Source organism: Azonexus sp., from assembly GCF_036170495.1.
Lineage (GTDB): Bacteria > Pseudomonadota > Gammaproteobacteria > Burkholderiales > Rhodocyclaceae > Azonexus.
The window spans coordinates 1-21,428 of sequence record NZ_JAVHPH010000009.1; the positions used below are offsets into that span (position 1 = coordinate 1).

Annotated in this window: 24 protein-coding genes; 15 read left to right on the forward strand and 9 right to left on the reverse strand. The window is 55.8% G+C overall.

The window, feature by feature from the left end; all coding sequences use genetic code 11:
* On the forward strand, positions 1–59 hold a 59-nt coding region (locus ADADOO_RS00305), incomplete at its 5' end, for a GMP synthase (glutamine-hydrolyzing) (protein ID WP_511274191.1).
* A gap of 219 nt (positions 60–278) precedes the next feature.
* Here ADADOO_RS00305 and ADADOO_RS00310 read toward each other — a convergent pair.
* From ADADOO_RS00310 to ADADOO_RS00350, 9 genes are all read right to left on the reverse strand, one after another.
* Complete coding sequence (locus tag ADADOO_RS00310) at positions 279–632, reverse strand: YkgJ family cysteine cluster protein (RefSeq protein ID WP_511274165.1); 354 nt, start codon at positions 630–632, stop codon at positions 279–281.
* Positions 629–1,576, reverse strand: a complete 948-nt coding sequence (locus tag ADADOO_RS00315; RefSeq protein WP_511274166.1) for a spermine/spermidine synthase domain-containing protein — start codon at positions 1,574–1,576, stop codon at positions 629–631. Before ADADOO_RS00315 ends, ADADOO_RS00310 begins: the two co-directional genes overlap by 4 nt.
* A 44-nt stretch (positions 1,577–1,620) precedes the next feature.
* Positions 1,621–2,079 (reverse strand): NADH-quinone oxidoreductase subunit B family protein, encoded by a 459-nt coding sequence (locus ADADOO_RS00320; protein ID WP_511274167.1) that lies wholly within the window; start codon positions 2,077–2,079, stop codon positions 1,621–1,623.
* A gap of 77 nt (positions 2,080–2,156) precedes the next feature.
* A complete protein-coding gene (locus ADADOO_RS00325; protein WP_511274168.1) occupies positions 2,157–3,707 on the reverse strand; it encodes a hydrogenase large subunit in 1,551 nt (516 codons plus the stop codon).
* Positions 3,707–5,164, reverse strand: coding sequence for a hydrogenase 4 subunit F (locus ADADOO_RS00330; protein WP_511274169.1), 1,458 nt, complete (start codon positions 5,162–5,164; stop codon positions 3,707–3,709). The genes ADADOO_RS00325 and ADADOO_RS00330 overlap by 1 nt, the downstream gene beginning before the upstream one ends.
* A gap of 5 nt (positions 5,165–5,169) precedes the next feature.
* A complete protein-coding gene (locus tag ADADOO_RS00335; protein WP_511274170.1) occupies positions 5,170–5,829 on the reverse strand; it encodes a formate hydrogenlyase in 660 nt (219 codons plus the stop codon).
* Positions 5,830–6,777 carry a respiratory chain complex I subunit 1 family protein gene (locus tag ADADOO_RS00340; protein ID WP_511274171.1) on the reverse strand — a complete coding sequence of 316 codons (948 nt, stop codon included), beginning with the start codon at positions 6,775–6,777 and terminating at the stop codon, positions 5,830–5,832.
* Positions 6,774–8,783 carry a hydrogenase 4 subunit B gene (gene hyfB / locus ADADOO_RS00345; RefSeq protein WP_511274172.1) on the reverse strand — a complete coding sequence of 670 codons (2,010 nt, stop codon included), beginning with the start codon at positions 8,781–8,783 and terminating at the stop codon, positions 6,774–6,776. Before hyfB ends, ADADOO_RS00340 begins: the two co-directional genes overlap by 4 nt.
* Positions 8,777–9,205, reverse strand: coding sequence for a hypothetical protein (locus tag ADADOO_RS00350; RefSeq protein ID WP_511274173.1), 429 nt, complete (start codon positions 9,203–9,205; stop codon positions 8,777–8,779). Before ADADOO_RS00350 ends, hyfB begins: the two co-directional genes overlap by 7 nt.
* Before the next feature lie 125 nt (positions 9,206–9,330).
* On the opposite strand from ADADOO_RS00350, the gene ADADOO_RS00355 reads away from it, so the two are divergent.
* The 14 genes from ADADOO_RS00355 to ADADOO_RS00420 all read left to right on the forward strand — a co-directional run bounded on the left by ADADOO_RS00355 (position 9,331) and on the right by ADADOO_RS00420 (position 21,387).
* On the forward strand, positions 9,331–9,534 hold the full coding sequence (locus ADADOO_RS00355) for a ribbon-helix-helix protein (protein WP_511274174.1): 204 nt from the start codon (positions 9,331–9,333) through the stop codon (positions 9,532–9,534).
* 164 nt (positions 9,535–9,698) lie between these two features.
* Complete coding sequence (locus tag ADADOO_RS00360; RefSeq protein WP_511274175.1) at positions 9,699–9,983, forward strand: hypothetical protein; 285 nt, start codon at positions 9,699–9,701, stop codon at positions 9,981–9,983.
* Complete coding sequence (locus ADADOO_RS00365) at positions 9,980–10,486, forward strand: low molecular weight protein-tyrosine-phosphatase (RefSeq protein WP_511274176.1); 507 nt, start codon at positions 9,980–9,982, stop codon at positions 10,484–10,486. The genes ADADOO_RS00360 and ADADOO_RS00365 overlap by 4 nt, the downstream gene beginning before the upstream one ends.
* Entirely contained in the window at positions 10,483–12,492 is a 2,010-nt protein-coding gene (locus ADADOO_RS00370; RefSeq protein WP_511274177.1) for a proton-conducting transporter transmembrane domain-containing protein, read from the forward strand. The genes ADADOO_RS00365 and ADADOO_RS00370 overlap by 4 nt, the downstream gene beginning before the upstream one ends.
* The gene (locus ADADOO_RS00375; protein WP_511274178.1) at positions 12,489–13,415 is read left to right on the forward strand and encodes a respiratory chain complex I subunit 1 family protein; all 927 of its coding nucleotides are present in this window, start codon (positions 12,489–12,491) and stop codon (positions 13,413–13,415) included. The genes ADADOO_RS00370 and ADADOO_RS00375 overlap by 4 nt, the downstream gene beginning before the upstream one ends.
* A complete protein-coding gene (locus tag ADADOO_RS00380; protein ID WP_511274179.1) occupies positions 13,412–14,017 on the forward strand; it encodes a hypothetical protein in 606 nt (201 codons plus the stop codon). The genes ADADOO_RS00375 and ADADOO_RS00380 overlap by 4 nt, the downstream gene beginning before the upstream one ends.
* Before the next feature lie 20 nt (positions 14,018–14,037).
* Positions 14,038–15,459, forward strand: coding sequence for a complex I subunit 5 family protein (locus ADADOO_RS00385; RefSeq protein ID WP_511274180.1), 1,422 nt, complete (start codon positions 14,038–14,040; stop codon positions 15,457–15,459).
* Positions 15,459–16,952 (forward strand): NADH-quinone oxidoreductase subunit D-related protein, encoded by a 1,494-nt coding sequence (locus tag ADADOO_RS00390; RefSeq protein ID WP_511274181.1) that lies wholly within the window; start codon positions 15,459–15,461, stop codon positions 16,950–16,952. Before ADADOO_RS00385 ends, ADADOO_RS00390 begins: the two co-directional genes overlap by 1 nt.
* An 8-nt stretch (positions 16,953–16,960) precedes the next feature.
* Positions 16,961–17,710: an NADH-quinone oxidoreductase subunit B family protein gene (locus tag ADADOO_RS00395; RefSeq protein ID WP_511274182.1), complete on the forward strand. Its 750-nt coding sequence runs from the start codon at positions 16,961–16,963 to the stop codon at positions 17,708–17,710.
* Between the two features lie 46 nt (positions 17,711–17,756).
* Entirely contained in the window at positions 17,757–18,098 is a 342-nt protein-coding gene (locus tag ADADOO_RS00400; protein ID WP_511274183.1) for a zinc ribbon domain-containing protein YjdM, read from the forward strand.
* Between the two features lie 100 nt (positions 18,099–18,198).
* Complete coding sequence (locus ADADOO_RS00405) at positions 18,199–18,552, forward strand: RidA family protein (protein WP_511274184.1); 354 nt, start codon at positions 18,199–18,201, stop codon at positions 18,550–18,552.
* Positions 18,553–19,025: 473 nt separating this feature from the next.
* Positions 19,026–19,166, forward strand: coding sequence for a hypothetical protein (locus ADADOO_RS00410; protein ID WP_511274185.1), 141 nt, complete (start codon positions 19,026–19,028; stop codon positions 19,164–19,166).
* 97 nt (positions 19,167–19,263) lie between these two features.
* On the forward strand, positions 19,264–19,407 hold the full coding sequence (locus ADADOO_RS00415; protein ID WP_511274186.1) for a hypothetical protein: 144 nt from the start codon (positions 19,264–19,266) through the stop codon (positions 19,405–19,407).
* A gap of 93 nt (positions 19,408–19,500) precedes the next feature.
* Positions 19,501–21,387: a SurA N-terminal domain-containing protein gene (locus ADADOO_RS00420; RefSeq protein WP_511274187.1), complete on the forward strand. Its 1,887-nt coding sequence runs from the start codon at positions 19,501–19,503 to the stop codon at positions 21,385–21,387.
* The last annotated feature ends 41 nt before the right edge of the window (positions 21,388–21,428 follow it).

Below are 21,428 nucleotides of genomic sequence, written 5' to 3' on the forward strand. Positions count from 1 at the left end.
TGAACCGGGTTGTCTATGACGTTTCGGGGAAGCCGCCGGCGACGATTGAGTGGGAGTGAGTAGGTTGGTGTAACGTTTTGATTTTATTGGTTTGTAAGTTACAGAAACGTTGTGCGCGGCCAGTTAAAACTATCCTTTTAGCTGGCCGTATTGTTTGCACAAAAACTGCATTTTGGTGCTACTACAATTTTGTAAGCCAAGGAATGACATGGCAGGCCAGATCAATCTGTTCAGTAATTACGGTATGACTCCCGAAAACTGACCCTGCCAATGGTTTGTCAGATCAGTACTTGCCTTGAGTCCGCAAAGTATTTGTAAATCTGCCGTTCGATCAGAGGATCAATCAATTCTTTCGGACGTTTTTCATTTGGGCAAGCCAGTCTTTGAGTGGTTCCAAACAATCGGCAGATCAGCGGGCGTTCCGGATAGGTTGTGCAACCCGTTTCACCTAGATAGGGGCAATCCAGTCCAGCCAAGGCCGTTGATCGCTCCTCCTCGCTTTTCGCAGGAAGTCTGGCCATCTCTTCACTGGAAGCGGTTACTGGTCCGCAGCAATCATGGCAACCTGGCGCACACTCAAATTTTGGAATATGCCGCCGAAGAAAACGGAGTTTCTGGCTATTTCGGGTCATTCCGTCGATTCTTTCGAGGTTCCTGAATCGGTCTGGCAAGCGTTCTTGAGCCTCGCCTGAGAACCCGACGGAGGATAGAAATGTTCGTTTACCGTAATCCAGCTTTTGCTTCGCTCGAATTTCCGGGCAAATTTTTCAAAATCGAGGCCGATGCTTTTGCTTAATGACTTGGCTCGGCCATGGACCATCTGCCAACAGGGTTCAAAATCCGGTTTGCTGAAGGCAAGCGCAACGTGATTGTCGTCACGGCCAACGGGTACGGCGAGGGTTCGTCCACCGAAAATGTCATTGAGCATTTTAAGGTGGGCCATTTTTTCTTCCCTCCGCCCCGCCATGTTCGAGACGACCAACCCGTTGTCGGTGAGCAAACGGCGCAAGTTCTCGTAGAACGCCCGGTTACACAGTGAGCATGCATAGCCATGCCTATCGAATGCATCGGTGGCGATCACATCGAAGTTTGAATGACAAGAAGCGACATATTCGGCTGCGTCGCCCAGCATGACCTGGAAATGCTCGCTATTTTCCGGAATTTTGAATTCATTCCTGAAGGCCAGGACATGCGGATTGATTTCGATGACGGTGATTTTTGTATCCGGCAGATGCTGGTAGCAAAACTTGGCCAATGATCCACCGCCCAAACCAAGCATCAGGATGTTCTTGGGATGCGGCTGAAAGAGCAGAAAGCTCATCATTTTTCGCGTATAGGCGAGTTCAAGTGAGTTTGGCTTACTCACTCGCATAGCGCTTTGCACGAACGCAAATGAAAAATAGAGCGAGCGTGAATACCCATCATCGACGATGTAGGGCTTTTCATATTGGCCACCCAGCAGGCGATCGACCAGGATGCGCTGATCAGTCTCCGGAGGTTCCAAAACCTTGAGCACCCCGTTTTCAAACGCAAATGGACTCGGAATCGACAGGATATGCGGTTGGACTGAGTTCAAGCTAGGTTTGTGTGAAGTAATGATGATCGAGCGTTTGCTGTTGTCTATTTGCTTTGGACGGCCGGATGGCCATAGCGCAGACGCACAGCCGTCAGAATGCCCTTGAGCAGTTCGATAGGTGGAGGCGGGCAGCCCCGGATGACGTGATCAACTGGCAGAATCTTGCTAACCCCGCCACAGCAGGCGTAGTTCTCGCCAAAAATACCGCCGTTGATGGTGCAGTCGCCCACCGCGACGACTATTTTGGGTTCAGGCATCGCGTCATACGTCCGCTTCAACGCCAGCGCCATATTTCTGGATACCGGCCCGGTTACCAGTAGCATGTCGGCGTGGCGCGGACTGGCGACAAACTTGATGCCCAACCCTTCCAGGTTGTAGTAGAGATTGTTGGTCGCGTGGATTTCCAACTCGCAGGCATTGCAGGAACCCGTATCGACCTCGCGGATGGTCAACGAGCGGCCGAGAACTTCCAGGATTTCATTCCGCAGGCGATGCGCCGGCAAGAGAAAATCCGATCCCAGGTCGGGCGTGGGTTCAGTGCGAATCCCTTGTTTGCCAATTTGAAAGAGTATTTTCAACATCAGAGATCAGGCCCCGCATAACTGAGATTGAAGGATTTGTTGATGAGCGGGAAGTCGGGAACGATATTGCCCATCACTGCATGCTCCAGGACAGGCCAGTTCTGCCAGGAAGGGTCATGGCAATGGCAGCGACGGATCTTTTCGCCATCGGACTCCAGCGCGACAAATACCTCACCTCGCCAGCCCTCTATCCAACCCGCACCCAGCTTTGTTTCGGCGGATGCTTCCAGCGGCACCACAATTTCACCCGGCGTCAGTTCGGTAGCAAAGAGGCGGATCAGCCGCAGTGATTCGGCAATCTCGTCGAAGCGCACGGCTACCCGGGAGGCCACATCACCATTTCGGTGCACCACTTTCTTGAAATCATGGCCGCTATAGGGCGCCATGCCGAAGTCAGCGCGCAGGTCGGCGGGAACACCACTGGCTCGCCCGGCAAAGCCATTCAGGCCGAGCATCGTCGCCAGTTCCTTGGTGACGCGCCCCGTGGCAATGAAGCGATCCTGAAGCCCCGCATGATTTTCATAAATGGCGCGGAGGTTTCTGACCTCTTTGGCAATTGCTTGGCATTGAGTAAGCAACTCGGAAATTCCGGCATTTTCGAGGTCGACCGTAACACCTCCGGGGATGACCACATCCATCAAGAGACGGTGGCCAAACAGGCGCTGATTGAGGCGCAACCAGTCCTCCTTCAGGCGCATGAACTGGGTCAGCCCGAAGGCAAAAGCAGCATCATTGGCCAGCGCACCCAGATCGCCGAGATGGTTGGCGACCCGCTCACGTTCCAGCAGCAAGGCCCGTAAACAGCGGGCTCGGGCTGGTGTCTGGGTATTGCAAATGCTTTCCAGTGCCATGCAGTAAGCCCAGGAAAAAGCCACTGTCGAATCACCGGAAACCCGTCCGGCCAAGCGATATCCATCTTTGGCCGGCATTTCTTCAAATCGTTTGTCGATCCCTTTATGCTTGTAGCCAAATCGTTCTTCCAGGCGCAAAACCTTCTCGCCGACCACCGAGAAGCGGAAGTGGCCCGGTTCGATGATGCCGGCGTGCACAGGCCCCACCGCGATTTCGTGGACGCCATCGCCCTCGACACGAACAAAGGGGTAATCCTGGAGTTCGCTGGCCGGGAAGGCTTCCTTGCCGGTCACTTCGTGACGGAGCGGGAAATAGTCGGCTGGCCAGGCGCCATGATTTAGCCAGGGGCGGCGATCTTCCATCGGCTCGGTAACGATGCCCAGCAGGTCGGCAATGGTCCGCTGCATACGGGGGGCGTAAGGGAAGCTGGCGGATATATCCGGATAGGTTTCCCCTTGCGGATCAAGCAGCAGTTCCAGGCACAGTAAGCCTTCCGCGGTGGCATAAGCCGCAGAAATGACGTAGCCACCAGCCTTTCCATCATGTCGGTCACATCCCCATAAACTGACCAGGCGACCACCGCTGGCCGCCACGGCGTGGGCGACTTCCTGCCAGTCACTGGCTGGGCAGGTAGCCCTCCAGATCGGCAGCGGTGTCGCCAACCTTTCGGGTTCAAACGTGAAATCAGCGATCTGCATTATTGCCCTCCGATCAGGCGGGCTGCTTGCTGATACCAGCCGTTGAGATACGGCGGAATGTAAAAGCCGAGCATCAACCCCAGCCCGAGGTGGACGAAGACAGGCACCAGAGCGGGCGGATGGGCCAGCGGTTTGACGGATGTCACCCCAAAAACCATCGGCTGGACGCGGCTGAAGATCGCCCCGAAAGAAATGCCCAAGGCCAGTAGCAGCAAGGGCGTTGCCCAGGGCAGGTCGCGCATGGCGGTGGTCAGAATCAGAAACTCGCTGGCAAATACGCCAAAGGGTGGCATGCCGAGAATAGCCAGCGATCCCAGCATCAAACCCCAGCCGACGGTTGGGCTGACCTTGATCAAGCCGCGAATGTCTTCCATGATTTGGGTGCCGGCCTTTTGCGTGGCGTGACCAACCGAAAAGAAGATTGCCGACTTGACCAGCGAATGCAGCGTCATGTGCAGCAGGCCTGCAAAATTGGCAATCGGGCCGCCCAGTCCGAAGGCGAAGGTCATCAAGCCCATATGCTCGATGGAGGAATAAGCGAACATCCGCTTGACATCTTTTTGCCGGAACAGGAAAAAGGATGCAGCAACGACGGAGAGCAGCCCGAAACCGATCATCAGTTCACCGGCAAACCGGCTTTGCAGCGCCCCGTCGGTCAGGATCTTGCAGCGCAGTACCGCGTACAACGCGACATTGAGCAGCAAGCCGGAAAGCACGGCGGAAATCGGCGTCGGGCCTTCGGCATGGGCATCGGGCAGCCAGTTGTGCACGGGCACCAGGCCGACCTTGGTGCCATAACCCAGCAGCAGAAAGACGAAGGCCAGCGAAATGATGGTTGGATTGAGCTGAGTTTTGACAGCATCCAGGTTGGTCCAGAGCAGCGCATCGACGCCATCGGGAATCACCCGGTCGGCGGCCATGTAAAGGAGGATGGTGCCGAATAAGGCTTGGGCAATACCGACACCACAGAGAATGAAGTATTTCCAGGCGGCCTCAAGGCTGGCCGGGGTGCGGTAAACCGAAACCAGCAGCACCGTGGTCAGCGTGGCGGCCTCCATCGTGACCCACAGCGTGCCCATATTGTTGGTGGTCAGGGCGACCAGCATGGTGAAAGCAAAGAACTGATACATGCTGTGATAGAGCCGCATGCGCCCGGGAGTCATTTTTCCGTGATCCTGTTCGACGCGCATGTAAGGGCGCGAGAAGATCGAGGTAGTCATGCCGACAAAGGCCGTCAAGGTGACCAGAAAGACGTTAAGTGGATCAATGAAAAACTGTTTATCCAACGCAAACAACGGGCCATCAGCAATGATCTGTACCGTCAATACGCAGGCCGCAATAAAGCTGCTGGCACTGAAGGCGACATTGACGTCCCGCGCATAGCTGCGATGCCCGATCAAGGCGAGGACGAGGCCGCCGAGCAGAGGAGTGCCGAAAACAAAGTAAAGCGGGTTCATTCGATTCAGTCTTCCTTGAGCTTTTCCAGGTGGCGGATATCCAGGCTGTCGAACTGCTCCCGGATCTGGAACATGAAGACGCCCAGAATGAGAATGCCGACCAGCACGTCGAGCGCGATACCCAGCTCAACCACCATCGGCATGCCATAGGTCGCGGAAGTCGCGGCCAGAAACAGCGCGTTCTCCATGGCCAGGAAGCCGATGACCTGGGGCACCGCCTTGGCCCGGGTGATCATCATCAGGAACGAGAGAAGAATGCATGCCAGAGCGATGCCCAAGGTGCCATGGGCGATCGTGTCGGAGAATTTCGAGATCGGCAGGGCGACATTGAAGGCGAACACCACCAAGACTATCCCGATGATCATCAGCGTTGGGATATTGAACAAGGTTTCAATGTCCCAACGAACGTTCAGCCGGTTGATCAGCCGGTGTAGAAAATAGGGGATCAAAATGACCTTGAGCAGGAAGGTCAGTCCCGCCGAATAAAAAAGGTGGTGCTGGTGGGTGACGTAAGCGACAACCGTGGTCGAGCCAACCACCGCCAGGCCTTGCCAGGTGTAGAGATGGATCAGATTGACGATGCGGCGCTGGGACAACATCGCAAAAGCCAGAATAAGAATGACTGAAGCGAACAGGTTGATCAGTTGGGAAATCAGCGCATTCATTCAAGCCCCCAGCAGAAAGTGAACCAGCATGCCGATCACGGCCAGCAGGAAGGCGGAGGCAAGGAACTCGGGCACCCGGAAAATACGCATCTTGGCTGACAGCGTTTCAATCAATGCCAGCAGAAATCCGCCGATCGCCAGTTTGAAAACGAGCGCCGGGATGGCAAAGATCAAGGCCAGGGGTGCCTCAGCCTCGGCGATGCCCCACGGGAAGAACAGGGCAAGCCCCATGCAGGAGTAGGCGAAGAGCTTCAATGCCGAGGCCCATTCGATCAACGCCAGATGCCGACCCGAATATTCCAGGATCAGGGCTTCGTGGATCATCGTCAGTTCGAGGTGGGTGGCCGGATTGTCCACCGGAACGCGGGCATTTTCGGCAAAGGAGACCATCGTGAAGGCAATGCCGGCAAAGGCCAGGCTGGGGTAGATGGCGAAGTCCTTGTGGGCCAGATATTCGACAATGCTGGTTAAGGCGGTTGAATTGCTGATCAGTGAGGCGGTGAACAATACGGAAAGCAATGCCGGCTCGGCCAGGAAGCCGATCAGCATTTCCCGTCGGGCACCCAGGGTGCCGAAGGCCGTACCGATATCCATGGCAGCAAGGGAAATGAAGACACGGGCCACGGCAAACAACCCGACCAGGGCAATGGCATCAGCCGCTGGCGAAAGCGGTAAATCGGTTGATAAGGTCGGGATGATGGCGCAGGCCAGCACCATGCAACCGAACACAATATAGGGCGCCATGCGAAAGAGCGATGAGGCGTGCTCGGCCACGACCGACTCTTTGTGGAAAAGTTTGTGCAGCATGCGATAAGGCTGGAGCACACCCGGCCCCGAGCGATTCTGCAGCCAACAACGCCACTGATTGACCCAGCCCATCAGCAAGGGGGCCAGGAGCAGGGACAAGACGATGGCGAGAAGCTGGGAAAGAAATCCTGAAAGGCTCATCGCTGCACCAGGAAAAGCATGAATAAAAGGGTCAAAAAGCTATAGAGCAAGTAGATCGAAATTCGTCCTTGCTGAAGACGCCCAACCAAGGCAGCCAGAAACTCGATCAATCGGGAAATTGGCAAATACAGCCCATACCAGAAATGATCACTGACTTCAACTTTGTAACTGGGGTCGCGGTCCATCGGCGTCGGGAGGTGCCGCCTCATTCGGAAGAAAGGCTCGAAAACCTGCCGGATAGGCTGACCAAAGCCTTCTGCAGTGTCCTGCATTCTGGCGGTTTGCCAAGGGTGGCCACAATCCCAGGGTGGGGAACGGCGCAAACGACCATGGTAGAGAATTCTGACCAAGGCAAATGCGACAAGGCAGCCAATTGTGACGCCCAGAAGGAACAGCAGCGGCGCAAAACTGGCACGCTTGATGGACCAGGGCGCCAAAAAGAGCCAACTGGATTCCGTGGCGTGTCGTCCGAATCCGACCCCCACCAACGATACCGTGACCGAATCAATCAGGTGGATCAGAAAATTCGGGAATAGCCCCAAGGCAATACACCATGCGGCCAGCCACAACATCCCGATCTTTTCCCACAAACCCGCATCGTGCGCTTCTTTCAGTTTTTCCTCACGCGGTTGCCCGAGGAAGATCACCCCAAAAAATTTCACCATGGCGTAGCCGGCAAGTGCTGCAATCAAGGCGATAACGGCCGCAACGATGGGGATGAACATGTTCAGGAAGGAGTCCGGCAAGCCGGGCGTGAACAGGAAGCTTTGCAGCAACAGCCACTCCGAGACGAAACCGGAAAATGGCGGAAGCCCGGAACTGGCAAACACGCCGATCAACATCAACCATGCAACCCAGGGCATGTAACGAATGAGCCCGCCCAGCCGTCCAAGATTGCGTTCACCAGTCGCATGCAGCACCGCCCCGGTTCCGAGAAACAGCAAGCTCTTGAAAAATGCGTGGCTGACTACGTGATAGAGCACGGCGGTCAGGGCCAAGGCCGTGAGAGCTGACATGTTGTAGGCGTGGAAGATCAACGCCAGACCTATCCCCGCCAGCAACAAGCCGATGTTCTCAATCGATGAATAGGCAAGCAGCCGTTTCATGTCGGTTTGCACCGTGGCAAAAACCACGCCAAACAAGGCTGTGGCCAAGCCCAGCGCCAGCAGCAGCCCCCCCCACCACCAGACATCGACATGAAGAAGGTCGAAAGAGATGCGCAGCAAGCCGTAGATTGCCGTTTTCAGCATGATGCCGCTCATTAGGGCGGAAACCGGCGACGGCGCTGCCGGATGTGCCTCGGGCAACCAGACGTGGAGCGGCAACATTCCCGCCTTTGCGCCAAAACCAAAAAGAGCAAGGATGAAGGCTGTCGATGCCCAGAAAGGGGACAGCGATTGGATGCGCATGTTGGCGAAGGTATAGTCGCCGGAATTGGCCTGCAAGACGCCAAAGCACAACAAAATGCCAATTGCACCAACGTGGGCAATTAGTAGATAGAGGAATCCAGCCTCTTGAACCTCGGGAAGTTTGTGATTGGCCGTAACCAGGAAAAACGATGAAAGGGCCATGGTTTCCCAGGCGACCATGAAGGCGTAGGCGTCGTCGGCCAGGATGACGAGCACCATGCTGGCAAGAAACACGTGATATTCAAGGCACAGAAGCCCGGGCGGTGTTCCAGCGCCCTTGCGGAAATAGCCTGCGGCAAAAATGGAGATACCGGCACCGACGGCGCCGATCACCAGCAGGAAGAAAGCGGCCAAACTATCCAGTCGCAGATGAAAAGGCAGTTGCGGCAAACCCAGGGGCAATACCGCTATTTCCGGCGTACTACCGATCATCTGTAGGGCAGCCCAAGCCAGAGCAAGACAACACATCCCGCCGAGCGGGAAAAGGACTCGGGCGACAAAGCCGAATTGCCTTAATGCAATAACTCCGGCAACGCCGATTCCCAGCCAAATGGTGATGACCAATAGGACGACATCGATGGAAAGCCAGTTCAGCATGATGTTTCCAAGGGCGTGGAAATGCGATCAGGCCACGCCATAACCGACTCTCCAGCGAAAAAACAGCCCACCACAAGGGTGGCAATACACGGGTACGGGGCTTGCTCTCTGGTGAGTGGTCGAGCGGAAATAAAACCGTCAGGCCCTTTGGGCGGGGCCGTGAATTCTGTCCAATCAGCAACAGGGATCATCCGCGTCCCATGTGGCTGGCTTTTTGTTTCCTTGATGACATACCACTGGATCCTGTCGGCTAATGGAGCGACGTTAAATTCCAACTCGGGAAGCTGGGTAGCAATAGCTTTCAATCCTGTCACCCCGTTGGGACAAATATCCAAAACCGTCAATGCTTCAAACTTGCCAAGGCATTCTAGAATATTTTCAGCTAAAGCCATGCCCAGACTGTCAATCAGGATTTTAACCAATTGTCGCGCTTGCAGCTTGTACAGAAATTGTTAGTGCGAATATAGCTTGCATTGGATTACAATTATAAGCATACGCAATGATATGGCAATTATCATTTGATTAACATATTAAGTGAGCCTGAGCTATGGAGAGCAGAACTGCACGTCTGACAGTCCTGATTGACCCGAGAAAAAAAGTGCTGTTTGACGAAATTTGCGCTCAACAAGACCTTACGCCGTCCCAGGTGGTCAGGCGTTTGATCCGTCAATACATGGTCGATAACGCCGGCAACATTGAATTGCCGGATTGGTTAATCCGTGGGGCGCAGCGCGCCGACGACTCAGAGTAATCATTTCAGGAATTGCTCAGGAAAGGTGGTTTTCGATGGAGTTGATTTCTCGCATCACCGTTCACTGCTATGAAATGGGCGGCATGGGAGACGAAGCCCACAAGCCCGCCCCGGTTAAGTCGCTAGCAATTTTTCGAGTGCTAGGACGGTCAACTGAGCGAGCCATGAAAATTCTCAACGCCGAAATGGCTAGAGAGTCGGGGCAGGTCATGGTTCTTTCAATCTTTGCAAAAAAATTGACGGAAGATGAAAAACACATCTGCACCGCAGCGATGGAGCAAGGCATTCGCCAATCCACGAAGATTGTGTTTTGCGGTGGCGACCCTAGTCAGATATTTGGCAAGTTGGCTGCAGATGGCAATGCCCTAAAATGGTTTCCCTCAATTCCTTCCTTTGTTGCCACCTATGAAATTGATGGCGGCCGGCAAACCGCCAATTGTCCCAGATGAAAACACATAACATCGTTTTCCGTGTTTTGCTGGTCTGCATGAGTAACATCTGTCGCTCACCAACGGCTGCGGCAGTGTTGAAACATTTGGTTGAGTCAACGCAACTGGGTAGTAAAGTTGAAATCGATTCAGCTGGTACGCATGGCTACCACCTTGGCGAGGGCGCAGATCCCCGTACCAAGCAGGCTGCAGCCCGCCGCGGCTATGACCTTTCCCGGCACCAGGCTCGCAAAGTGGTCCATCAGGACCTTGAAGACTTCGATTTAATTCTGGCCATGGACAAAACAAACGAGGATAAGTTGCGCCGGATGGCTTCGCCTGAGCAGCAAGCAAAGATCAAACTTTTCATGGATTACTCGGCCAAGTTCGAGGACGACGAAGTGCCTGACCCGTACTACAGTCTGGGACACACGTTTGACCTTGTCCTGGACATGCTCGAAGACGGCTCGCAAGGCGTGCTCATGGAAATCAAAAAAGCGATCCGTGGAAAGCAGCCCCAATGAATCAACTCATTCTTGCAGTTCTGATATTGATGCTGGGCGCGGGGCTCTGCCTTCTGCCGATCAGAAACGCCACCCGAGCCGGGATTGGCCTTGTGTCGCAGGCCGTTGCCACATTGGTGGCGTGGTCTGTGGTCATCCCGGTGTTATTGGGTGCGCCGGACATTACCGGCGAAATGCCCTGGGCTTATCCGATTGGCGACCTGCATTTTCGGCTCGATGCACTGGGGGCATTTTTTCTGAGTTGGTCATTGCCGATGACCTTTCTGGGTGGGGTCTATGCCGTCGGCTACATGGACAAATATTTCAGCACGTCGCGTCATCTGGGGGTCCATTTTGCGTTGCTGAACATGATTTCCGTCTCGTTTCTGCTGGTCTATACCGGCGAACACACGGTGACTTTCCTGTTTGGCTGGGAAATCGCTGCCCTGGCAGCATGGTTGTTGGTCATTTGGGACTACCCCAACGAAAAAGTCCGTTTCGCCGGATTCAACTATCTGGTATCCACCCACATCGGGCTGATTTTCCTGGTGGCGGCGGTGATGATTCTCTACACCCGCACCCACTCCTGGTTTCTCGACGATTTTGGTGACTGGATGAGCCGGAATCCAGGCACCCTGCGGAATACGGTTTTTCTGTTGCTGGTCACCAGTTTTGGCCTTAAATCGGCTTTTTTCCCCTTCCATTCCTGGCTGCCTCGCGCACACGCTGCCGCTCCCGCCCATGTCTCGGCATTGATGTCAGGGGTAATTCACAAAGCGGGCTTGTATGCGCTGGTCCGCTTCATCCTTCTTCTCGGCAAGCCGGACGAGTGGATGGGGTGGTTCCTAATCGTTTTCTCGGTCATCTCGGCGCTAGTCGGTGGCCTGTACACCGTTGGTCAGCGTGACCTGAAACGACTGCTTGGTTACTCCTCTACCGAAAACGTCGGCATCGCCGGCATCGGCTTCGGCATTGGCTGTCTCGGACTGAGCTGGGACGTACCGGCCCTGGTCGCCCTCGGCTTCGGCGGTGGCTTGCTGCATGTACTCAATCACGCCTTTTTCAAGTGCCAGCTATTCTATGCCGCCGGCTGTGTCTACCAGGTCAAGCATGTCGTCGACCTGGAGCGACTGGGCGGCCTCGCCAAGCTGATGCCGATCACCGCCATTTGCTTCATCGTCGGTGGCATCGCCATCTCGGCTTTGCCGCCCTTTAACGGCTTTGCGAGCGAGTTCATGATTTACTCGGGCTTGTTCACCGGCGAAAGCATCGGTGTCTGGGCGAAGTTAACACTGGGCCTGGTCGCTGCGGCGCTGGCTTTTGTCGGGGCGGTTTCGGCGCTCAGCATTACGCGGGCATTCGGGGTGATTTTTCTCGGCAATTCACGTGATTCAAGCCTTCCGGAAGGCCGTGAAGCCAGTCGCTGGATGCTGCTGCCGATGGGAATTCATGCCGTGGGCACGATTATGCTGGGCGTGGTGCCCGTACTCGGTTTAGCCATGGTTGCCGGACCCACTGCTTTGTTGATGCGAACGATGCCGGTCGGTGTAGTTGCGGTCAACCTGCAATCGACCGTGGAAATCCTGACCCGGATCGGCCTGATCTCGGGCGCACTGGCACTCAGCATCGGTCTGGTCGTCTGGTGGCGCCTCAAGTCCAAAAACGCGCCGCAGCCAATGCTCAATGCCACATGGGGTTGTGGCTATGGGGCGCCAACGCCACGTATGCAATATACCGGGGCCAGCTTCTCGACTGACTTCGCTGCACGCTTCAAGAACATCATGGTGTTGATCAAACGAAAAAAGGCACCTGCTGGATACTTTCCCGATGACAGCTATGTCATTACGGATTGCGTGGATTCAGTCGAACGGCGGTTGTACTCGGTGATCAGCCATGGCGATGAAACGGCGACAGACCTCTCGCGAAAGATGCAGGAAGACGACCCGCGCCTGGCGTTTTCGGCTGGCCTAGCTGCTCTGGTGGTGATTGCTGCACTGGTACTGCTGGCAGAAGGGGTTCTTCCATGAATATCGGCTTGGCGTTGATACATTGGGCTATCGTTTTGAGTATGCCGATTATGCTGGTCGGACTGGTCAACCGAACCAAATCCTGGTGGGTGGGGCGCAAAGGTCCACGGCTGATCCAGTCAGCCTACGACCTGTGGCGATTGCTGGGAAAACGTCCTGTGGTGAGCACCACCGCCAGCCCCTTGTTCCGTGCCGGCGCCTACGTCGTCCTGCTTTGCGGCTTGCTCGCTGCCAGCATGATTCCCTTGCTTGGGCAGTTTGCACCGCTCCAGTTTTCACATGATTTCGTGGTGGTAGCCTATACGCTGGGCTTGGCGCGTATCGTCCTGATGATTTCGGCGATGGATGTTGGCAGTTCGTTTGAAGGCATGGGCGCAGCACGGGAAGCCTCGTTTGCCACCTTTGCCGAACCTGCCTTGTTCTTGCTGATAGGGACGGCCAGTGCGGCAACCGGCATGACCAGTTTTGCCGATCTCATCGGTCATCTGCACAACACGCCACATTACGCGATCATCGTTGTGCCGCTGACGATAGCCTTGCTGATCTTGTTGCAGGCAGAAGCAGCCCGGATACCGGTGGACGACCCGATGACTCACCTCGAACTGACCATGATCCACGAGGTCATGATCCTCGATCATAGTGGTCCGGAACTGGCTGCCATGCAATACGCCGCCGCCCTGAAGATGACGCTGTATGCCGGTCTGATTGCTGCGCTGATCAATCCCTTCAATCCGTTAACCGATCCTGTGGCTGGCGTTCTTGTCTCGCTAGCCCTGATGTTGATAGTAGCCGTCATCGTCGGCTGCATTGAATCGCTCAGCGCCCGTCTCCCGATGCGCTGGGTTCCCGCTTATTTATTGATTGCCTCAATGGCTGCATTGGGCAGCATGCTGGTCATCGGTTTGGGAGCGAGCGGCGTATGACTTTGGCTTTGATCTTGTGTTTGACGGCCACCGTTATTCCGGTCTTCTTCAGCCGAATCGCGGCCGCGCCCACCTGGTTGAGTTTGCAGGCGCTGACCTTGCTCTGGATTACCCTGTTCGGCCATGACGGATTTTCAATGCATGTCATTCTGGCCGGATTGGAAGTGCTCCTGGTTCGCGCCTTGCTGGTTCCCTACCTATTGCGTCGCGCACTTCACAAAAACCGACAGGCAAGAATGAGCCTGATGCCCTCCAATCTATTTGCCTGGGGTGTGGCCATTACCTTGATCATTCTCGCCTTCAAGTTCGGCGATGGTGCCCGGGGCGATGTACGGGCATTGACCTTGGGGGTCGCAGCAGCGACCGCCATGATTGCATTTTTGATTCTAGCTACTAACCACGAACCCAGCGCCCAATTGGTGGCCGTGTTGTTCATGGAAAATGCCCTGGCGCTGTTCGAGTCCCTGTTGCCCGAGCCTTGGCCATTGCCCGTCCATCTGGCAGTCAGTGGCGTGTACATCCTCACCGTGGCGGTTGGCAGTTGGCTCGTGCGCGAAGATGCCACCGCCAACCGTGATGAACCATCGAGACAAGTGCTATGAGCGAAATACATACCGCGACCATGCCCAACATCTCCGCTTCTTCTAGCCCGCTGACGAGCAGTGGTGGGTGGATTGCCCCGGCGCTGGTCGGTTTTGCGCTCGTTGGCTGGTTGATCTCGGTGGCTGTCTTCATGTCACACAGCCTGGCCGATCTACCGCGATACTTTGCTCACCGCTATCTGGTGCTTGACCCAACGTCGTTGTTGTTCGTGCTGGTCATCAACACGGTTTTTCTGGGCATCAGCGTCTACATGCTTTCCCGGGAGCGCAGCTCGCCTGAACTAACCCAGGACATACGCACGCGTGCCGCACTGACCCTGATTTTCATGCTGGTCCTGAACATCGGGGTGATGGCCAACCATCTGATCTTGCTCTGGGCCTTGATCGAAGTGAGCACGGCGTGCGCCGCACTGATGATGGTCTGTGGCGAATTCGGGGCACCCAAGCCGGTGGCCTGGCGCTACATGCTCTATTCGTCGATGACGCTGGCCATCACTTTTCTCGGCTTCATGTGCCTGGTCCAATCGGCAGGGCTGCGCGGTGTCGAGATCAGCTTTCAGGTAGATCAACTCGGTGCGTCCCTGACCACCGCCAAGGATGGCTGGCAACGCCTCGGGCTGGCCTTCATGCTCTTCGGCCTGGGCGGCAAACTGGGCCTGGCACCGCTCTATAGCTGGCTACCGGAAACCTATGAAGCAGCACCGACCAGTACCAGCGCACTCTTGGCGGCAGTGCAGTTCAATATCAGTGTGGTCGCGATGTTCCGCGTGTTTCAAATATTTCACGGCTTCGATGCGAGTTTTGTTTCGCAAGAACTGCTGGTCATGGGTTATGTCTCCCTGATCGTCGCCGCCGTGCAAATCATGGCCGCCCGCAACTACAAGCGCTTGATTGCCTACGCCTGCATCAGCTCGTCCGGGGTGATTGCCCTCGGCTTGTCCGTCGGCAAAACCGCCGCCTATGGCGTGGTGCTCTATATTGTCAGCAACGCTTTCGTGAAGTCCTTGTTGTTCATTACTGCCGGCCGGATGCGCGCAGTTTATGGCACCAACGAAGTGGCTGCACTCAACGGGGTTATTCGCGTCTTGCCATTTGCCGGCCTGTTGTTCGCCGGGGGGATTTTTGCCCTGTTGGGCTTCCCGCCATTCGCCAGTTTCCTGGCAGAAATGCTGATTTTGTCGGGCATTGTGCAAGCGGGTAATTTGATGGCCTTCACGTTGATGTGCGTGATGCTGACTGTCATTTTTGTGGCAACGGGCCGCACGGTGTTTCCCATGCTTTGGGGAACACCGGCTCAGGCAATGCCGCCCGTGAAGGAATCGATGGTCGCCATCATCCCGAAAGTCGGGTTTGTTGGGGTGTTGAGTATGCTCGGAACTTATACGCCGGAACCCATCACCCAGTTACTGCGCGCCGTGGCGCAATCGATTGGGGGCATTTGATGAAAACAAGTAAAGCAGTATTGATCGCGGACTTGCGTTCATCCCCACTGAAGTCGTCATACGAATTCTCTCATCGCTGTGCCGACAGCCTGGACGCTGGGGATCGCCTGATCACGCTATTTGGCCGTCACGAGAAAAGCAATCGCCATTGGGGAACGATTGTTACAGCAGTATTCCAGACGATTTCTGGTGAATTGAACATATTTAGAGGGCTAGCGGAAGATGGGAAACATTACCCGTCACTGACCCACACTTATCCTGTAGCGCAAATTTTTGAGCGCGAACTGTGGGAGCAGACCGGTCTGCAACCCGATGGACACCCTTGGTTGAAGCCGGTCCGCTTCGAGGGCGAACGCCAACGCCGGATGACGGACTACCCATTTTTCAAGGTGCGTGGCCGTGAGGTCCATGAAGTCGGTGTCGGACCGATTCACGCTGGCGTGATCGAACCGGGACACTTCCGCTTCATGTGCCTGGGCGAGAAGGTCCATCATCTTGAAATCCAGCTGGGCTACCAGCATCGTGGCGTCGAAGCCTTGCTGCTCCGCCGGCCTCCCATGGCTTTGGCCTCGACCGTGGAGTCCATTTGTGGCGATTCGAGCGTCGCTTACACCTGGGGCTACTGCGCCGCCGTTGAGGCATTGTCCAATTTGCCAGTCAGCCTGGAAACCGATTTGCTGCGCGGCATCGCCCTGGAAATGGAACGTATCGCCATGCATGTCGGCACCCTGAACGGGTTGGCGACGGATGTTGCCTTCTTGCAGGGCGGGGGAACTTACGGTCGATTGCGCACCGCCATCATCAACGCCACGCAGCGGGTTTGCGGCAACCGTTTCGGGCGTGGATGGGTGCGGCCCGGACGAGCCCGTGGATTGACCGAGGCGCTGCGCCAGGATCTGAGACAAACGCTGGCGGCGTTTGCCCGTGACTTCACCGAAATCAATGAACTGATGCTGGCCAGTCTCAGCGTGAAAGCCAGGTTCCAAGGCACGGGTGTCGTCAGTAAAAAGACGGCACAGGAATTGGGCTTGGTCGGCGTCGTGGCGCGGGCCAGCGGTGTCGAGACCGACACGCGCGTACAGTTAGCGGGCCGGGTATATGAACGTTTTCCCGCTGAGCTGATCACAGAATCGGCCGGTGATTGCTGGGCGCGGATGAGCCAGCGCATGCGTGAAGTGGATGCCTCGGTGCACTGGCTTCTGACGGTGCTGGGTGATACTGCGCTCGACTTAAGCGGCAGCACCCCTCCGGAAGCCATCGCCCAGTCCCTGGCTCCCGAGACGCTCTGCATTTCCTTGATTGAAGGCACCCGTGGGCCGGTCGTTCAGGTACTCGAAACCTCATCGCAAGGACAACTCCTGCACTACAAGGTGCAAGACCCCTCGCTGCCGAACTGGTTTGGTCTGGCCATGGCCCTCCGTGACAACGACATCTCGGACTTCCCCATTTGCAACAAGAGTTTCGACCTCTCCTACTGCGGCAACGATCTGTAGCCACCACCATGATCAAATCCATTCTCGTCCGGAAATCCCAAGGTAGCCAGTACATCCCGGATCTGCGCGCCGCCAGTCCCGTCGGTTTTCGTGGCAAGCCGGTGATCAGTGAGGCCGCCTGCACCGATGGCTGCAATGCTTGCCTGGCGGCTTGCCCCAGTCGTGCCATTAGCCTTGATCCCGTACGAATCGACATGGGGCGCTGTGTGTTGTGTGGTGACTGCGAACCGGTTTGCCCAAGTGAAAAACTCAGCTTCAATAACGATTTCAAACTGGCCAGCACTGACCGTGATGCCCTGACCATCAGTGCCGCGCACCCCGACATCGACCCGATCAAGGTCTCCGAAGCGCTGCACAAGCGCTTTGGTCGTTCGCTCAAACTACGCGTCATTTCGGCGGGGGGCTGCAACGGCTGCGAGATGGAAATCAACGCACTGAGCAACGTCAATTTTGACTTGGGCCGCTACGGCATCGACATGGTTGCTTCGCCTCGGCACGCCGATGGTTTGGTCCTTTCCGGTCCGATCAGCCAGAACATGGCAGATGCCTTGCAAATTGCCTGGGATGCCATTCCCGAACCCAAGTTGGTGATTGCGGTAGGTGCTTGCGCGATTTCCGGCGGCATCTTTGCTGAATGCAATGAAGTGGATCGCGCCTTTCTCGACAAATTCAAGCCGGCGCTTTACGTCCCGGGCTGCCCAACCCACCCGCTGTCCTTTATCAGCGGCATTCTCGACTTGCTGGGGATCAGCGATTGAAGCGTCGTATTGAACGATATTTTTTCCAAAATGGAGTTTTTAGAAGATGAGCAAACTACCCAACTGTCCGCAGTGCAATTCCGAATTCACCTACGAAGATGGCAGCCAGTACATCTGTCCTGAATGCGCCCATGAATGGAGCAAGGATGCCAGCGCAGCGAACGTCGAAACGGCACGGGTCTGGAAAGATGCGAACGGCAACGTGCTTCAGGACGGTGATAGCGTCACCGTCATCAAGGACTTGAAGATCAAGGGCTCCTCCTCTGTCGTCAAGGTGGGCACCAAGGTCAAGAACATTCGCCTGATCGACGGCGACCATGATATCGACTGCAAGATTGATGGCATCGGTGCCATGCAGTTGAAGTCGGAGTTTGTCAAAAAGGCTTGATTCACATTGTTTTGCCAACGGCCTTGGGCAATTGCACCTAGGCTGAAATCAACGAAGCTCATGGCTGTTCTGCATGAGCTTCAATATTTTAGGAGTTCGTATGAACATTCAGCGCTACGGCACCACTCGCCGTTACTCGAATATGGTCGCTCATAACCGCACCGTTTATCTTGTCGAGGTGCCAGCCAATCTCGATGCTGGCATCACGGCACAGACTGAAAACCTGTTGGCCAGCGTTGAGCAGCAATTGATTCAAGCTCACAGCGACAAGTCGCTACTTTTGATGGCGACTATTTATCTCGCAGATATGGCTGACTACGATGCCATGAACGTGGTCTGGGAAAACTGGTTGCCAGAAGACAGCGCGCCAGTCCGCGCCTGTTTGCAAGCAAAACTGTCTTCGCCACACTGCCGTATTGAAATGGTGTTGACTGCGGCGCTCAACACAAGATGAAGCGTCGTTGATTTTCAAAGCCAGACAGCAGGAATCTATCGGCCTACGGTGGCACCCGCCGGCGCCGGCCTTGATGACATTTGTGCCGTGGAAGTCTCATGCGTTGCACGGGCGCTGCGTCGCCAGCAGGCAGGCATCTGCAAGCTCTCGACGTCAGGACCGCAGGCGCTGAAAATGGCCTGGGCTCGGGCCAAGCGAGCATGTTCGTCGTGGGAAAACCCAACAATCAGATCGAACCAGTGTTGAAGACGTTTCATGGGGTAACTCCTTGTTTGTCTGTATGGATAAACAGTGCTGCGCATTCGCGCCTAGAATAGCCGAAGGCTGTATGGATGTACAGTATTCGAGAAATCTTTTTCCGGGGTAGGCTTTGGCTACTCGTCGAGGATGGAAGGCCTACGATGTCGCGCTCAAAATCTGTCTGGTGGCCACCTGCTGGAACGCTGGCTACTTACCGTGGCCGCAGCCGTCAGATGACGCGCAATGTTCGCGTGGTGGCCGAGGCCTCGGCCGGGCGCATGGTTGTCGAGGCGATCGGCAGGCAGGGCGTTCCGGTTCGCCTGACGGTCAAACGAGAAAACCTGTGGCCGATGGAACCGGATTTGTTTGACTGAGCTTTTCGACTCAGGGCTGATGAATAGTTGGACCATGAGCAGTTGGCGGCCGAATTGACCGGAATGATCGCCTGTAGCGTAGCGAAGCGTGGGCATCATGCTGGACAGTAAAAAACCGCTTTTTTTGGAGTTGACCGTAACATGCGGCGTGGCGGCCATCTTCGCCTCGGCAGCCAACGCTCATATGCCTGTCATTGAGGACGCCGCACGCCGCCAGGGAGAGACCTTTTCTGGCGCCTAAATCAACAGGAAGGGCCGGGAAATTACGGTATCATTCGGCCTTTTAAGCAAGCTGCCTTTGCCTTTTTGAACGCATTCGAAGGATTTTCTGCTCATGTTCGACGCAGTCCGCAACAACAAAAGAATTGTCCAGGTATTCCTGGCGCTGATCACGCTGCCGTTTGCTTTCTTCGGCGTAGATTCGTACATGCGAAACTCTGGCTCGGGCGGCGATGTCGCCACGATTGGCGATGTCAAGATTACCCAGCAACAGTTCCAGCAGACCCTGCGTGAACAGCAGGAACGCCTGCGCACGCAGATGGGCGCTCAGTTCGACCCCAAGATGCTGGAAAACTCCGAAGCCCGCGGGGCGATTCTTGACGACTTGATTAATCAGCGCCTGCTCGTTATCGAGGCCGGCAAGAAAAACATGGTCGCCGGCGACAACGCCATCCGCCAGGCGATCGGTGCGATCGACGCTTTCAAGGTGGATGGCAAGTTCTCCGCCGAACGTTACGAAGCCGCCTTGCGCGCCCAGAGCATGTCACCGGCTGGTTTCGAAGCCCAACTTCGTCAGGATCTGACGCTGCAGCAATTGGCTGGCGCCATCGGCCAGTCCAGCGTAGTTTCCCGTTCTGTTGCTGATCGCGTGCTGGCCCTGCAGACGGAAAAGCGTGAGGTCATGGAATACCGTCTAACCCTCGATAGCTACCTCGGCAAGGTCAAGCTGGCCGACGATGCCGCTAAAAAATTCTACGACGAAAACGCCAAGCAGTTCGAAGTGCCTGAGCAGGCCAAGGCGGAGTACGTCGTGCTCTCGATGGAATCCATCGCCAGCCAGCTAGCGATTACCGATGCCGAGATCAAGGCTTGGTACGACGGGCACAAGGACCGTTTCCAGCAACCGGAAGAGCGTCGCGCCAGCCACATCCTGATCGCCTCGGAAAAGCTCGGCAAAGACAAGGCAAAAGTGAAGGCCGAACGGCTACTGGCCGAAGTCCGCAAGAACCCGGCCGCCTTTGCTGATCTGGCCAGGAAAAACTCTGACGATCCGGGTTCGGCCTCCAAGGGTGGTGACCTCGGTTACTTCGGGCGTGGCGCCATGGTCAAGTCCTTCGAGGACACCACCATGAGCCTCAAGGAAGGTGATATTTCCGGCGTCGTCGAGTCCGATTTCGGCTTCCATATCATCAAGCTGACTGGTATCCACGCCGCCAAGGAAAAGCCGCTGGCTGACGTTCGTGGTGAAATCGAGGCCGAGTTGAAGAAGACAGCTGGTTCACGCAAATTTGCCGAAGCTGCTGAAGCTTTCAGCAACATGGTCTATGAACAATCGGACAGCCTCAAGCCGGTTGCCGAAAAGTTCAAGCTGACCATCAAGTCCTCAGATTGGCTGGCCCGACAGGCTAACCCGGCCAATGGCGTGCTCGGTAACGAAAAGCTGATGGCAGCACTGTTCTCAGAAGACTCTGTCAAGAGTCGCCGTAATACCGAAGCCGTCGAGATCGCTGCCAATACGCTGGTTGCTGCGCGCTTGGTCGATTACAAGTCGAAGGCGTTGCAGCCATTCGACAGCGTCAAGGCTAGCATCGAAACCCTGCTCAAGAACAAGGAGGCTCAGGTTCTGGCTAGCAAGGATGGCGAAGCGCGTCTCGATGCTTTGAAAAAGGGCGATGACAAGCTGACCTGGGGCGCCGCTAGGGTCGTCTCGCGCATGGATACGCGCCAATTGCCATCACCAGAAGCACAGTCGGTGTTTCGGATGGAAACCGGCAAGTTGCCCTCCTACGCAGGCGTCGAACTGCCGGAGGCTGGCTACGCGCTGCTCAAGCTGAGCAAGGTCCAAACTGGCGAAAAGCTCGATGATGCGAGCAAGCAGGCAATGCTCAAGCAACTAGGCAACCTGGCCGCTCAGGAGGAGGTTCGTCTTTATCTGGCAGCCCTGCGCAGCCGCTACAAGGTCGTAATCAATCAGGCTGCCCTCGAGTCGAAAGACAAATAAGCAATGTTTTGTGCGGAAAAAACGGGCTGCGGCCCGTTTTT